15 protein-coding genes and 1 pseudogene are annotated in these 14,217 nt (G+C 47.3%); 10 read left to right on the top strand and 6 right to left on the bottom strand.

Going from position 1 to position 14,217, the window contains the following annotated elements; translation table 11 throughout:
- Positions 1-41: 41 nt before the first annotated feature.
- From CHL76_RS06875 to CHL76_RS06855, 5 genes and pseudogenes are all read left to right on the top strand, one after another.
- A pseudogene (locus CHL76_RS06875) lies at positions 42-287 on the top strand (MerR family transcriptional regulator); the annotation flags it as partial.
- Positions 288-417: 130 nt separating this feature from the next.
- On the top strand, positions 418-603 hold the full coding sequence (locus CHL76_RS06870) for a hypothetical protein (RefSeq protein ID WP_022792988.1): 186 nt from the start codon (positions 418-420) through the stop codon (positions 601-603).
- A gap of 180 nt (positions 604-783) precedes the next feature.
- Positions 784-2,250, top strand: a complete 1,467-nt coding sequence (locus CHL76_RS06865) for a nicotinate phosphoribosyltransferase (RefSeq protein WP_079474508.1) — start codon at positions 784-786, stop codon at positions 2,248-2,250.
- A gap of 172 nt (positions 2,251-2,422) precedes the next feature.
- On the top strand, positions 2,423-2,722 hold the full coding sequence (locus tag CHL76_RS06860; protein WP_079474509.1) for a DUF5327 family protein: 300 nt from the start codon (positions 2,423-2,425) through the stop codon (positions 2,720-2,722).
- Positions 2,723-2,740: 18 nt separating this feature from the next.
- On the top strand, positions 2,741-3,118 hold the full coding sequence (locus tag CHL76_RS06855) for a DUF423 domain-containing protein (protein ID WP_079474510.1): 378 nt from the start codon (positions 2,741-2,743) through the stop codon (positions 3,116-3,118).
- Between the two features lie 67 nt (positions 3,119-3,185).
- Here CHL76_RS06855 and CHL76_RS06850 read toward each other — a convergent pair whose 3' ends face one another.
- The 5 genes from CHL76_RS06850 to CHL76_RS06830 all read right to left on the bottom strand — a co-directional run bounded on the left by CHL76_RS06850 (position 3,186) and on the right by CHL76_RS06830 (position 8,809).
- Positions 3,186-4,013: a DUF368 domain-containing protein gene (locus tag CHL76_RS06850; RefSeq protein WP_079474511.1), complete on the bottom strand. Its 828-nt coding sequence runs from the start codon at positions 4,011-4,013 to the stop codon at positions 3,186-3,188.
- Positions 4,014-4,157: 144 nt separating this feature from the next.
- Positions 4,158-4,472, bottom strand: coding sequence for a DUF3817 domain-containing protein (locus tag CHL76_RS06845; protein WP_079474512.1), 315 nt, complete (start codon positions 4,470-4,472; stop codon positions 4,158-4,160).
- Positions 4,473-4,571: 99 nt separating this feature from the next.
- Complete coding sequence (locus CHL76_RS06840) at positions 4,572-5,087, bottom strand: GNAT family N-acetyltransferase (protein ID WP_147041511.1); 516 nt, start codon at positions 5,085-5,087, stop codon at positions 4,572-4,574.
- Positions 5,088-5,141: 54 nt separating this feature from the next.
- Positions 5,142-6,191 (bottom strand): NAD(P)/FAD-dependent oxidoreductase, encoded by a 1,050-nt coding sequence (locus CHL76_RS06835; RefSeq protein ID WP_094908164.1) that lies wholly within the window; start codon positions 6,189-6,191, stop codon positions 5,142-5,144.
- A 437-nt stretch (positions 6,192-6,628) separates the two neighbouring features.
- Positions 6,629-8,809, bottom strand: a complete 2,181-nt coding sequence (locus CHL76_RS06830) for an ATP-dependent Clp protease ATP-binding subunit (RefSeq protein ID WP_079475046.1) — start codon at positions 8,807-8,809, stop codon at positions 6,629-6,631.
- A 405-nt stretch (positions 8,810-9,214) separates the two neighbouring features.
- Between CHL76_RS06830 and CHL76_RS06825 the strand changes: the two genes are divergently transcribed.
- Entirely contained in the window at positions 9,215-9,484 is a 270-nt protein-coding gene (locus CHL76_RS06825) for a hypothetical protein (protein WP_143747448.1), read from the top strand.
- Between the two features lie 17 nt (positions 9,485-9,501).
- Here CHL76_RS06825 and CHL76_RS06820 read toward each other — a convergent pair whose 3' ends face one another.
- Entirely contained in the window at positions 9,502-10,749 is a 1,248-nt protein-coding gene (locus CHL76_RS06820) for an MFS transporter (RefSeq protein ID WP_094908162.1), read from the bottom strand.
- Between the two features lie 226 nt (positions 10,750-10,975).
- Between CHL76_RS06820 and CHL76_RS06815 the strand changes: the two genes are divergently transcribed.
- The 4 genes from CHL76_RS06815 (at position 10,976) to CHL76_RS06800 (ending at position 14,210) form a co-directional block, all read left to right on the top strand.
- Positions 10,976-12,331, top strand: coding sequence for an aspartate aminotransferase family protein (locus CHL76_RS06815; RefSeq protein ID WP_079474516.1), 1,356 nt, complete (start codon positions 10,976-10,978; stop codon positions 12,329-12,331).
- A gap of 160 nt (positions 12,332-12,491) precedes the next feature.
- Positions 12,492-13,292, top strand: a complete 801-nt coding sequence (locus CHL76_RS06810) for a helix-turn-helix domain-containing protein (RefSeq protein ID WP_094908161.1) — start codon at positions 12,492-12,494, stop codon at positions 13,290-13,292.
- Positions 13,293-13,351: 59 nt separating this feature from the next.
- Positions 13,352-13,765, top strand: coding sequence for a VOC family protein (locus CHL76_RS06805; RefSeq protein ID WP_094908160.1), 414 nt, complete (start codon positions 13,352-13,354; stop codon positions 13,763-13,765).
- Between the two features lie 37 nt (positions 13,766-13,802).
- A complete protein-coding gene (locus CHL76_RS06800) occupies positions 13,803-14,210 on the top strand; it encodes a VOC family protein (RefSeq protein WP_094908159.1) in 408 nt (135 codons plus the stop codon).
- The last annotated feature ends 7 nt before the right edge of the window (positions 14,211-14,217 follow it).

Below are 14,217 nucleotides of genomic sequence, written 5' to 3'. Positions count from 1 at the left end.
CGTACGGCCGGCTGAAAAAATTTAAAAAGGAGGAGGGCGCGGTGAAAGGTAATATCCCTCGTAGCGCTGCCTGTTTTCCCATTAGCGTGGTACAAGAAATCACATCATTGTCAGCTCGCCAAATCCGTTACTACGAAGAGCAGGGGCTGATTGATCCGGAACGAAACCAAGGAAACCAGCGCCTGTTTTCGATGAATGATATTGACCGGTGTCAGGAAATCAAAGAGCTTATTGACCAGGGGTTAAATATTGCCGGCATTAAAGCCGTGCTCTCCGCCCGGAACAAAAATTCCGGCTGACAATTAGAAGGCTGGAAATGTATTAATAAAAAAGTCCCTTTTTCAAAAAAATTCTTTATATTTGTTTGAATAAAGAAATGAACGGGAACACTTTCGAAACAACGGAGGTGTTTTATTCATGTCATTTATCATTGTAGAAGATATTCAAGTGCCGGCGAAAAAATTCGACGAGCTTGAGAACGCCCGTGAAGACGCATCGGAAAAGGAAGTTATTGTGCGCAATAACGATGGCCAGTACTGGGTGGTTGATGAGGAAGACTACGCAAAGATCGAAGCCTATGGCTATGAGCTTGTAGAGAAGTAAACACACGTATAAGAGTCCGCACCTAAATTTTAGGGCGGACTCTTTTTTAAATGTAAATAAATCCGGAAAAAAGCGGAAATGGAAACGGGTTTCAAAGGAAAGAAGAAGTGAAAAAGTACAAGTAGTGCAAAAACGGCTCAGGAAAGTATAAATGACAGGTTTTTTAGGAGGGGGACTGGAATGACACGCTATGAAGATGACAGTTTATCGCTGCATACGGATTTGTATCAGGTGAATATGGTGGAAACGTATTGGCGAAGCGGTATGCATACCCGTAATGCCGTATTTGATCTATACTTTCGGGAGCTTCCGTTTGGTAATGGCTTCGGCGTATTTGCCGGGCTGGAACGGGTGGTGAATTTTTTAGAAAACTTCCGGATGACAGAGGAGGATCTTGCCTACTTGCGGGAAGCAGGCTACGGAGAAGATTTTCTTTCCTATTTAGAGGAACTCAGGTTTACCGGCAGCGTTTATGCTATGAAAGAAGGCGAGCTTGTCTTTGGCAACGAGCCGCTGCTCAAAGTAGAAGCGCCGCTTGGAGAAGCCCAGTTAATCGAAACGGCGCTTTTAAACATGGTGAACTATCAAACGCTGATCGCTACGAAAGCAGCCCGGATTAAACAGGTGACAGGGGGAAATGGGCGCGCGATGGATTTTGGCCTGCGGCGGGCCCAGGAGCTGGATGCCGGCTTATGGGGAAGCAGAGCAGCCTTTGTCGGCGGTTTTGAAGTAACGAGCAACGTCAGGGCAGGAAAGGTATTCGGACTCCCTACAGCAGGCACACATGCGCATTCTATGGTTCAGGCCTGCGAGACTGAATATGAAGCTTTTAAAATGTATGCTGAGCACCATACGGATTGCGTGTTCTTAGTGGATACGTACGACACCCTTCGTTCCGGAGTTCCTAACGCAATTAAGGTTGCAGAAGAAATGGGAGAAAATATCCGCTTTAAAGGCGTGCGTCTCGACAGCGGGGATCTGGCCTATCTATCCAAAGAAGCGAGGCGAATGCTCGATGAAGCCGGCTTTACCGACACCCAGATTATCGCTTCCGGAGATCTGGATGAGTACACGATCACCAATTTGAAATCCCAAGGAGCAGAGATTGATACGTGGGGCATCGGAACAAAGCTTATTACTGGCTATGACCAGCCTGCTCTTGGGGCAGTATACAAGCTTGTAGCCATTGAGGGCGATAACGCCCGCATGCGTGACACGATGAAGATTGGGGCAAAAAAATCCGGTAATCTGGAGAAAATGACTACACCCGGTGTGAAAAACGTCTATCGGATTATAAATACTGAAAACAAACGCTCAGAAGGAGATTACGTTACGCTTGCCGGGGAAGAGCCAAACGAGCAGGAGGAACTGCATATGTTCCATCCCGTGCATACGTACATCAGCAAAAAGGTCCGGAATTTCAAAGCTGTGAATCTTCATGAAACAATATTTAAAGATGGGAAGCTGGTTTACAGCCTGCCTTCCATGGCAGATATCCAGGCCTATATGCAATCAAATCTTCCGCTTTTATGGGAAGAATACAAACGTTCGTTAAACCCGGAAGAATACCCGGTCGACTTAAGCCCGAAATGCTGGGAAAATAAAGTGCAGAAAATGCATGAAATTCAAAATGAGTTCAGTCAATAAGCAATTGCCTGCCGGGCCGGTTTTTCCGCCCCGGTATTTCTTTTGCATCAGCCAATTGCGAACGTCTCGTGACAATAAGAGGAAACGTAAGGCTGCGGGCTGCACATATGATATAATTTGGCAGGATCCTAATTGTACTATGATGAACGCAAAGAAAGGGAGGGCAGAGCTTATGCAGATATCTGTTCAGACCGTGATTGAAAAAATGGAAGAGGAATTGCTCCAGCTCGCCGAGCAGGGGGAAAAAGGAGACGAGCGGGCGCTGCAGGAGCATGCAAGAACGCTTCGAAACTACTGCGATATTCTGCTTTCTTCAAGGGAGGCTGAAGTGAAGCAGCCAGTTGCATCGCCCCCTCGTTCCGGGGCGCCAGCTTCTGCTTCGGGAGTGACTGCGGCAAGGAACCCCCGCCGGGAACCGTCCGGGGAGGAAGAGGAAATTCCGTCCACGGAAGGTAATTTACTGGATTTTTAAAAAGAAGGAGATTTGGGCATGCTTTGGAAAGTACTCGTGATATTAGGAGCAGTGAACGCTGCGATGGCTGTAGGAATAGGGGCATTCGGAGCCCACGGCCTGGAGGGCCGGCTTTCAGACCGTATGATTGACACGTATCAGACTGGCGCGCAGTACCATATGTATCATTCCCTGGGGCTGATCGCTATTGGTGCAGTCGCAGCATACACCGGCGGAGGTTCAGCACTGGTGGGGTGGTCCGGATGGCTTTTATTTGCAGGTATCGTTTTGTTTTCAGGCAGTTTGTACGCATTGTCGCTTTCAGGCATTTCCTGGCTGGGGGCCGTCACTCCTTTAGGCGGAGTTGCTTTTATTGCCGGTTGGATTTGTTTAATTATATATGTGCTGAAAGCCTAAAAGGCATAAAAAGGGCCGGCTGCGGGTGGTTTATCCGCGGCCGGCCTTTTTCTGTTTGTAATAAAAACTATACTGCTCTTGTGCGGTCAATCCGGCCAAGAAAAAGTGCCAGGCCGAGGCCGGTAACAAATGTTACGAGACTTACGACGAAAGCAATTACGCCGTCATTTAAACCTGGAAATATAACATAAAGCGAACCAACAAGCAGGCCGGTAATTACTGCATACGTTCCCACCGTATGAGCATGCAGCATGTAGCGCAATAGCTTGCTCATGATCGCTATTCCTACAAGAACGCCAACGCCGAAGGTGAAGAGCACCGGCAGGTTCAATTCTGTCAGAGCATTAATGACGGTTTGATAAACGCCAATAATCACAAGCACAAATGAACCACTGATGCCGGGAAGAATCATCGCTGTGCTCGCAAGCCAGCCTGAGAAAAACAAAATGGCAAAGCTTCCTGCGCTCCCGGTAGCAATCACAGCTGTCTCCTCATCCCCCTGGAAAAGGCCGGAGAGTAAGACAATCACGGCTGCGAGCAGTAAAATGACGTAATGGTTCTTTTTGAAATTTGTTTTATAATTCACTTTATACAAAATAAAAGGAATCGTTCCGAGTATCAGCCCAAAAAAGAAGAAAAACGTTGGCTGTGGATGTTCGGCAAGCAGCCATTCGAGCAGATGGGCAAGCGACAGGATAGCTGCCCCCATTCCTACTCCCAAAGGAATTAAAAAGCCGAGCTGCTGCTTCCACTGGCGTGAAAAAAGCAGGCTGATCGCAGACAAAAGCCGGTAGTAAATGCCAAGTATCAATGCCAGAGTGCCACCGCTCACGCCCGGGATAACGTCACTGGCGCCCATGGCCATGCCGCGTAAAATATTTTTCCATTCAATCATGTACATCGAGACTCCTCGTTCATCAGAAATTGGTTTATGTAAAAACTGCAAATTTTTCACAGCTTCAATTCTTTATATCACGTTTTAAAAGAAATTACTATAACCCTCAGCAGTCCATGAAAAAAACCGAACAAAGGGTTCGGTTTAAAAAACGGCGTCAGGCTCGAGCTCGTCATTTTCTTCGCGGCGGAGGCTTCGTTCAAACACGAACGGGCCAAACGGAATGACAGATACAATAACAGCAATGAGCATACGCAGAAACGGCCAGCGTTTTTGGATCCAGACAAAAAGAGCAATAGCTACATATAAGATAAACAATCCACCATGGGCAGCTCCAACAACGGTAACAGCCATGTCAAAGCCAGCTCCATACTTTAACGGCATGGCAATAAAGAGCAGGAGCAGAAACGAGATTCCTTCAATAATACCGGCCCACCTAAGCGATTGGAGAGAATTCATGCACGGCCTTCCTTTCTAATAGCAAAATCACGATAAGAATACATCGTTAACATAGCACAAGAGGGAAGCCGGAACAATGGACGAATTGTGACAGTTGCGTTAGGAGCGTTCAGCCGCATATAAGCTTAAGGAACGGTTCCACCGCCTGACAGGGCGCTGGTAGGTCATCCCGATGTTTTCTGCTACTTTAATAGAAGGCGTATTGGCAGGATCGATGACTGAAACAAGCTTTGGGATGGCAAGTGAATAGAATGCAAAATCCCGGACCATAGCTGCTGATTCAGAAGCATAGCCCAGTCCCCAGTTTTCAGGGGTGAGCAGGTACCCAAGTTCAATAGAAATGTTTCCTTCTATTCTTTCGGGCACAAGTCCGCACTGGCCGATAAAGCTTTGAGTGTGCCGGTCTTCCACTATCCACATCCCGACCCCGTATGATAGATAGTGACTTTTGTTCCAATGGATCCATTCATTGATTTCTTTTTCGGACTTTAAGTCGGCGTAATAGCGCATAACGTCTTTATCCTGAAAAATATTTTTCAGCAGTGGGTGGTCTTTATGCTGCATAGAACGAAATGAAAGACGTTCTGTGGAGCGGGGGAGTCGCAACGCTTTCACCTCTTTGATTAAAATTAGCAGCTGGCGGGTCTCCCAGTCTTTCGGTAAACTCTTTTAAAGTTGCTTGGAAAGAAGATTTTTTTGAATTTCCTGGTTTTTTTCTGCGAATCGTTCGTTATGGGAAGAAACCATTGCTTTCGCCCCGGCGCCGGGTTCCAGGTACTGCTTGACGCTGTTCGCAGCGGAAGCGCCTTCTACAAACGCTCCGGCAATTAGGTGAACCTTTCCATGGTGGCTGGTAATGTCCCCGGCAGCAAACAAACCTTCGATATTTGTGCCCATCCGCTCGTTTACGAGAATTTTATTTTCTTCTGTTTGCAGCTGCAGGTTTTCGAGAAGCTCAAATTCCATCTGGAAACCGTGGTTCACGATGACGGCGTCCACTTCTTTTTCCACACGTTCGTCAGTATCAAGATTTGTGCACAGCACTTTTTCGATAGCGGTGCCCGCGTCGTTGCCGCGAAGCCCGGAAAGGGCAAAAGGAGTCTGCACGTTCACTTCGGAGTCCTTCATTTCCTGGACATGCCGCTCATGGCCGCCGAACTCATCGCGCCGGTGTACGACTGTAACTTCGCTTGCGATCGGGCAGAGAGCATTAGCCCAGTCGACGGCAGAGTTTCCGCCGCCGGAAATGATAACCCTCTGATTACGAAATCGCTCAAGGTGCTGTACAGTATAGTGAAGGTTGGAAAGCTCGAATTTTTCTGCGCCTTCGATGTCGAGCTTTTGGGCATGAAGAATGCCGTGCCCGACAGCGACGATGACAGAGCGGGAATAGTAAATGCCGCCTGTTTCCGCCTCCAGGCGAAAAAGCCCGTCCTCGTCTTTTTCTACGTGAATAATTTTTTCATTTGTCGTGATCGCGGGGCGGAAAGTTTCTGCCTGGGCTACCAGCTGATCCATCAGCTGTTTTCCAGAGGAAGGGGGCAGGCCGCCAACATCCCAGACAATTTTTTCGGGATAGGCGTGAATTTTTCCGCCCAAATCCGGCTGTGCTTCAATAATGTGAGTATCAAGCGCCCGCATTCCACAATAAAAAGCAGTATACAGGCCGGCGGGTCCGCCGCCGATGATAGTAACGTCATGTATTTGAAAGTCAGACAAGGTGTCCAGCTCCTTTAGTGATAATCGTTATCAATTACATTGTACGCTCTTTTTATGTAAAAGTAAAAGGAAGATGAGAAATATATTTACACAAAAAATGTTCCACGTGGAACATTTAAGATTTCAGAGGAGAGAGCTTATAATACGTGCCCGCCACCGTGCTTAATAAAACGATGAAAAAATTCCATTCTCCAGCCTGAATGCCGGCTGCTGTAAAAAGAACCGTGGATAGTATAAATATTGCCCACAAAAAACAGAGTACATTTTACCTCATCTAATCAACCTTTCTGGAAAAGCGGCGTTAAAACCGGAAAAAGCTGCTTTGATTGATGCGTGATTTCGGGAAAAGGATAAGACAAGGAAGCATTTCACAGTAGATTTCCTTAAGCAAAAAAGCCCTGCAGCAGAATGCCGCAGGGCTTGTCCTCGTATAAGAATTACTCTTCAGTGGAAGCGGATGTTTGGGCACTGGCTACCTGAATGTCAGTGTCATTTACGGTGATCGTAATGTTTTGCACATCCTCTTCTTCAAGCATGAGATCGGCAATGCCGTCTTCTACTTTTTCTTCGATTACCCGGCGAAGAGGGCGGGCACCGAAGGCAGGATCGTAGCCTTGATCGGCCAGCATGCGTTTAGCATCATCAGAGACGGTAACGTTCAATCCCTGCTCACTGGCTGCTTCTAAGATGTCTTTAAGCATCAGATCCACGATAGTGACCAGATCTTCACGAGCCAGTTCTTTGAAGCTTACAATGCTGTCGAAACGGTTCAGGAATTCCGGGCGGAAATAATCGCTGAGAGATTCCATGATTTTTGGCTCTACCTGGTCCTTGTCTCCAAAGCCTACCGTAACACGTTTCATTTGTGAGCCGGCGTTTGAAGTCATAATAATGACTGTATCCTTAAAGCTGACCGTGCGTCCCTGACTGTCAGTCAGGCGGCCGTCTTCCATGATCTGCAGGAACATATGCTGCACATCAGGGTGCGCTTTTTCAATCTCGTCCAAAAGAATAATGCTGTACGGTTTCCGGCGTACTTTTTCTGTAAGCTGTCCGGCTTCATCGTGTCCGACATATCCTGGCGGCGAACCGATAAGCTTGGATACCGAGTGTTTTTCCATATACTCACTCATGTCGAGGCGGATCATCGCTTCAGGGTCGCCAAACATTTCAGAAGCGAGCGTTTTGGAAAGCTCAGTTTTACCGACACCGGTTGGTCCGACAAATAGGAAGGAACCAATTGGACGGCTGCCGCGGCGCAGGCCGGCACGATTTCTGCGAATGGAACGGGCAACTTTGCTTACAGCTTCTTCCTGGCCGATGACATTCGCATTTAGACGTTCAGGCAGATCGCGCATTTTCTTTTGTTCATCGCGCTGGAGGCGGCGAACAGGGATGCCGGTTTTATTTTCCACGATCATCTGGATCGTTTCTACATTCACTGTTGGTGTTTCTTTTTGAATCTTGCCGTTTTGTTCAGCTTCTTTTACCTGCTCCTGCAGCTTGGCTTCTTCATCCCGAAGCTTAGCTGCACGTTCGTAATCCTCCTGCTGGGTGGCACGTTCTTTTTCTGCGGCAATCTGCTCGATGCGGCTTTGCAGGGACTCGCTGTCGTCATCGCTGTGGGCGAGGTTTATCTTGGAGCCTGCTTCATCCATTAAGTCGATCGCTTTGTCCGGCAGGAACCGGTCCTGTACATAGCGATTGGACAAATTGACGCAGGCTTCTAGTGCTTCATCGGTAAAAGCAACGTGATGGAATTTTTCATAGTTTGCCTGCAGGCCTTTTAGGATCGCTACGCTGTCTTCGAGGTTTGGTTCGTTAACCATGACCGGCTGAAAGCGGCGTTCAAGCGCTGCATCTTTTTCAATTTTGCGGTATTCAGCAAGTGTAGTTGCACCAATTAATTGAATTTCCCCGCGGGCAAGCGCTGGTTTCATAATGTTGCCTGCGTCAGAAGAGCCTTCTGCTGAACCTGCGCCAACGATTTGGTGGACTTCATCGATAAAGACGATGACATCCTGGCGTTCCTGCAATTCCTTCAGCAGCTGCTTCATGCGTTCTTCAAACTGGCCGCGTACCCCAGTATTTGCTACGAGGGAGGTTACGTCCAACAGATAAATGCTTTTATTTTTCAGCTTGTTTGGCACATCACCTTCCGAAATACGGAGGGCAAGACCTTCAGCAATCGCTGTCTTACCGACACCCGGTTCGCCGATAAGAACCGGATTGTTTTTATTGCGGCGGTTTAATGTTTCAATGACACGTTCAACTTCTTTATCGCGGCCGATGACTGGGTCAATGAGGCCGGCACGTGCAACGTCGGACAGATTTTTACCTAAATCGTCAAGAAGACCGCCGCCCTGGCCGCCGCCGGACTGAGCCTGCTGTTCCTGCCCCTGTCCTGCGTTTTGCTCTGAGCCGCCCATCATATTATTAAAGAATTGGTCAAATGGGGACTGGGAGCCGCCGAAGCCGCCCTGACCGGATGGCTGATTCATGCTTTGGCGGATTTCTCTATAGCACCGTTCGCACAGGTGCATCTTTTGATGGCTTCCATTAACATTCATGTTCAGTTCAATGCGTGCTGGACGCTGTTCACAATGTTCACATCTCATCATAACTGAACCGAACCTCCTTATTTTTAAAGTAGTATTATTGACGTGTGCATCGTTCGTATTCATCTTCGTAAGGTCAGAATTAATTCGTTGACTTTGACTATCTTTGACCTTGTAACAGTATTATATACCCGCTTCCTGTATAATGCAAGAGATAAATTTGATTTTCTCTGACCAATTGATTTACACCTACATAATAGGAAATGGAGAAGAGAGTTTCAAGAAATATGCTCGAATAATATCTGTGGAAAACGGTAGAGAATGTATTAACGTTTTTGCGAAAGTCTAAACGTTTCTGACCAATAAAAAGTGATGAACTGGAAGAAAAACACAGACGGTGAAAGGTTTAGCGGAAAAAAGGGAAAGGAAAAAAGAAACGAAGTTATACAGAAGAGGAGGAAAAAGATGAGAAACAGCGGGCAGCGTCCAGCGACTAAAATATATAGGTTGTCAGAGCCCCGCCACTTGTTTGGAGGAAGTCGTCCAGTGCCAAGAAAAACATTTCCGGAGCCGCACGTGCCTGTGGTAGAGGCAGCGCGAAGAGTTGAAAACTGGAATCCGGTGGAAGCAGTGGTAGTGGCCGGAGAGCTAAAGGTAAAGCTGTTCCGGTGGACACTGCTCCGCGTGGATATTCCTTCACTGACAGTAGACCTGCGCCGGCGAAAAAAAAGGTAGCTGCCAGAGGGCAGAAATTAAGAAGCACGAGCCTTCCCGCTTTTTGTTAACGGAAGGCAGAGCTGGTAGCTGATGAAGCCGACAACGCCTAAGAGAACGAATAGTGTCGACATTCCCGCTGGAGGAATGACGGCACTTGCCGTAAGCATAAAACTGCTGAGAAGGAGGGCGGCATTATACATCATTGACTCCATTGCCATGTAAGAACCACGGGAATCATCATGAACAATGCCGGCGAGTATCGTCTGGCGGACAGGAATATAAACGATCTCTCCCAGGGTGAAGGCTGCAGCAGCGAGTATAAGAACTAAAAACGAAGTGCTGAACCCGAAAAATCCGAAGGCGAGAGTGTAGATTCCGAGACCGGTAGCTAACACTTTTTTATAATTTAAAGAAGAAACCCGTGCGGAAACCGGCATGGTAAAAAAGACAACGCCAAGAGTGTTAATAAACATAATAAGACTGAACATTCTTACTCCCGTGAGTTCAAATCCTCCAAGCATAAGGTGAAATTGTTCATCCAGGCGGACAGCGACGTATTTGTCCAGCTGAAATTCCAGGCTGGCGATACAAACGGTACCGATTAAAAAGAATAGAAAGCGCCGGTCTTTTAGTATAGCGGCGTACCGTTTCCATATAGTAAGAGGGGCCTGAGTTTTTTGAAGACCTTTCTTGGAAAAAGAAACCGCCTGCTTTTTTTCCGTTAATTTAAAAGCCACCACGTACCAAATACATATGCTCACAAGAAATAAAGCAACAAATAAATACACGCGCCCGCTCTCAAAAAACAGCCCTCCAATAACAGCCCCAAAGGCGTATGCCACGTTGCCAAGCCAGTAGGCAAGCTGATAAACGTAGGGGCGCTCGGCTTCAGAGCTGTAGTCTATAATCATTGCTTCGGACGGAGGATCAGAGGCGTTAAAGCATGCGTTAGCGACAAGAAAAGCTGCAAACATCAGCCATACGGATTCAAATACGGGGGAGCTCGCCAGCGCCATTACGCCAAGGCTCAATACCTGCAGGCCCTGAGCAGTAACGATGATACGCTTACGGCCGATAACATCCGATAAATGTCCGGTCCATAAACCGATACCAATGCCTGCAGCCATAGTAAATGCCAGCAACAGCCCGGCAGTGCCGGCTCCAAGGCGGCTGCTGAAATAAACTGCCATAAATGGAAGAATGGCCATCAATACAAATTCCATGGAAAAATCAGTGATGAGGCGTATTTTAATGTTTGTGTGCAGTGCCTGGAACTTAGTCAACGCGACTCTCTCTTTTCTAGTATTAAAGTATAATAGTATAAAAGCGATACTACCTAAATATGGAAGTGTTATCAATATGCTTCTGAAAACCGCTGAAAATACGGGCGGCAGGTTCTATTCATAAATGGCCCGGAAGTGGACCTTTTCTTTTCAGTAGAGACGTGAGAAGATCACGGTAGACCACATTTTGTATGCGCTGACATTTAAAGCAGGAAGGGTGATCGTCATGAATTGGGAACCGGAAGAAATAAAGAAAAAAGATGAAGAAAGTGTTTGGCATGCCATGAGGCCTTACAATCCAGAGGGAGGCATGGTGGCAGAGAAAGCAGAAGGTTCTTGGGTGACTGATATAGATGGAAAGTCATACCTTGATGGCATGGCGGGTCTCTGGTGTGTAAATGCCGGATATGGACGAAAAGAAATCGCCGACGCTGCCTACGAGCAAATGCTGAAGCTTCCATTCTATCCTTTAACGCAAAGCCATACTCCTGCCGTACAGCTTTCGGCAAAGCTTGATGAGTGGCTCGGGGACGGCTATATGTACTTTTTTTCCAATAGCGGCTCGGAAGCAAATGAAACTGCCCTGAAACTGGTGCGTCAATATTTTCAACAAATTGGGGAAGGCAGCCGGTATAAAACCATTTCCCGCTACCGGACCTATCATGGAAGCACGCTTGCAACGATGGCGGCTGGAGGACAGACGCAGCGGAAATACCGGTATGAACCGCTGCCGCCGGGCTTTGTACACGTTACTCCTCCAGATCCGTACCGGAAGCCGGAAGGTCAATCCTACGAGGAGTACAGCCTGGCGTGCGCTGATGAAATTGAACAGGCGATTTTATGGGAAGCTGAAGAATCCATAGCGGCAGTAATAATGGAGCCCATTATTACCGGCGGCGGAGTGTTGGTTCCTCACACTTCCTATATGAAACGGGTCCGGGACATTTGTGACCGCTACGGTGTTCTTTTAATCAGCGATGAAGTTATTTGTGGATTTGGACGGACTGGGAAGCGTTTTGGATTTATGCACGCAGACGTAAAGCCGGATATTGTGACAATGGCGAAGGGAATCACAAGCGGATATATGCCTTTATCTGTTACCGCAGTGCGAAAGGATATGTACCAGGCGTTTACCGGCAGTGAAGCCTATGACCATTTCCGCCATGTAAATACTTTTGGAGGTCACCCTGCAGCCTGCGCAGCCGCTGTGAAAAACCTGGAAATCATGGAGCGGGAAAAATTAGTGGAACGATCGGAGAAAAAGGGCAGAGAGCTGCTGGAGGCGCTGGCAGATTTGGAAGAGCTTCCTTACGTTGGCCAGGTCCGGGGCCAGGGGCTGTTAGCCGGTATTGAATTTGTCGAGGACAAAACGACAAAAAAGACAGTACCAGAAAAGCTCGTGAAGCAAATTCTTGCAAGCTGCAAAAAAGATGGGGTCATTGTTGGCAAAACGTCTGATATTGCCAGGCACCATAACAATGTTTTAACTCTTTCCCCGCCTTTGAACATTGAAGATAAAGATCTTCAACTGCTCATTACCACCTTGAAAAAGCGTATAAAAGAAGCGGTACAGCCCGGATAGAATACAGTTGTGCCCCTGCCATGAGGCAGGGGCAATTTTAAGGAAAAATTTACATAGCCAGAGGTTTTATGAAATCGCTTTCTGATATAATTAATAAAAGAACCCCTTGAATGAAACAGAATATCTTCAGGATTAGGCCGCAAGTCGGGAGGTAGTTTTGATGGAACAATCATATTCGGCGGCTGTTTATGATGCCATTACGTATATGCACGCTCATCTTCACGAACCGTTGGACCTGACCGGACTGGCCGCCCAGGCCGCTTACAGTCCGTATCATTTTTCACGCCTGTTCAAGAAAAGTGTTGGAGTGCCTCCGTTGTACTATCTTTCCGGACTACGACTTCAAAGGGCCAAAGAACTGCTGATTGAAACCACTTTCCCTGTGCGTGATATCGGGATGGAGATCGGCCAGCAAAGCGTAGGGACGTTTACTACGAGCTTTGCTGCAAGGGTGGGAATGACGCCGGGTGCCTTTCGTGTTTCCGCAGCCTCTGCAGAAAATTCTTTTTCTTCGTTAAAAACGACACGGCACTGGGCAGAGCCGGCTCTTCCTACGGTGGAAACGAGTATTCAAGGCCGTATTTACAGTGAAGTCCCTTTTGAAGGTTTTGTATTAATCGGCCTTTTTCCCCGTCCGATGCCGGAAGGTGTACCGCTTTATGGTACGCTTTGCGATACTGCAGATGAATATCACATTCCGCGTGTAAAGCCAGGAGTGTATTATGTAATGGCTACGTCAATTGCCTGGAAAATGAAGGTGAATGACATTTTAATCCCTCACCATACGTTCCGCACCCGCTCAAGAGAAGCGCTTCATGTAGAAGCCGGACGGCCGCTGGAAAAAAAGGATATATATTTGTATCCGCCGCGCTTCGATGATCCTCCTATTCTCGTTTCGTTATCCCTGTTAATGAATAATTTTCTGAGGCGTCAGGCCGAAACCGCAATCGGTAAGAAATAAAGCAGCGGCGGCCGTGCTATAGTAAAGATAATTATTCATATGAGGGGAGAGGAACGCCAATGATTATCGGAATGAACCCGTACTTTACATTTGACGGGAAGGCCGGGGAGGCAGCCGCATTCTATGAAAAGGCTTTAGGGGCAGAGGTGATCGAACGTCAGACCTATGGGGAAGTCGAAGGGATGGAATTACCGCCGGGAACCGAATCACTAATCATGCATGCTTATTTAAAAATTAAAGACATGGAGATAATGCTCTCCGATACGTTACCCGGGGCTCCGGACCAGCAACAGCTTTCAGGAAGCCTGGTGTCCATTGCGCTCAGCGTAAATGATGCTTCCTCGGCTGCCAAAACGTTTCATGCTCTTGAACCGGGCGGAGAAATAATCATGCCTCTGGCAGAAACATTCTTCAGTTCCTCTTACGGCCAGCTGAAAGACCAGTTCGGTGTTTTTTGGCACATAGTCGTTTAAGGAAAAAATCAAGTCAAGAAAGAGAGGTTTAAGAATAATGGCTCTGCAGACAAAGCAAATATTTGTAAACATTCCAGTTAAAAATCTCGAAGCTTCCATGGAGTTTTTTCAAAATGTCGGCTTTTCATTTGAGCAGCGCTTCACGGATGAAAATGCAGCGTGCATGGTACTGGGGAACGGTATGTATGTGATGCTGCTTCACGAAGCATTTTTTCAAACGTTTACTAATAAAAGTGTAGTTGATACCAATACCGGGGCGGAAGCAATCCTGGCCATTTCTGCAGATAGCAAAGAACAGGTGAACGAGATTGTTCAAAAAGCTCTGGATGCAGGAGGGCGTCCGTCCAACGAGCCAATGGACGGCGGGTTTATGTATGGATGGAGTTTTCAGGACATCGATGGCCATCTCTGGGAAGTTATGTATATGGATGAAGACGCTGTGTAGCAAAAAG

This window comes from Marinococcus halophilus (assembly GCF_002265875.1).
Lineage (GTDB): Bacteria > Bacillota > Bacilli > Bacillales > Marinococcaceae > Marinococcus > Marinococcus halophilus.
Note: the sequence above shows the minus strand (reverse complement) of the source record. Positions and strands in the feature narration are given on the sequence as shown.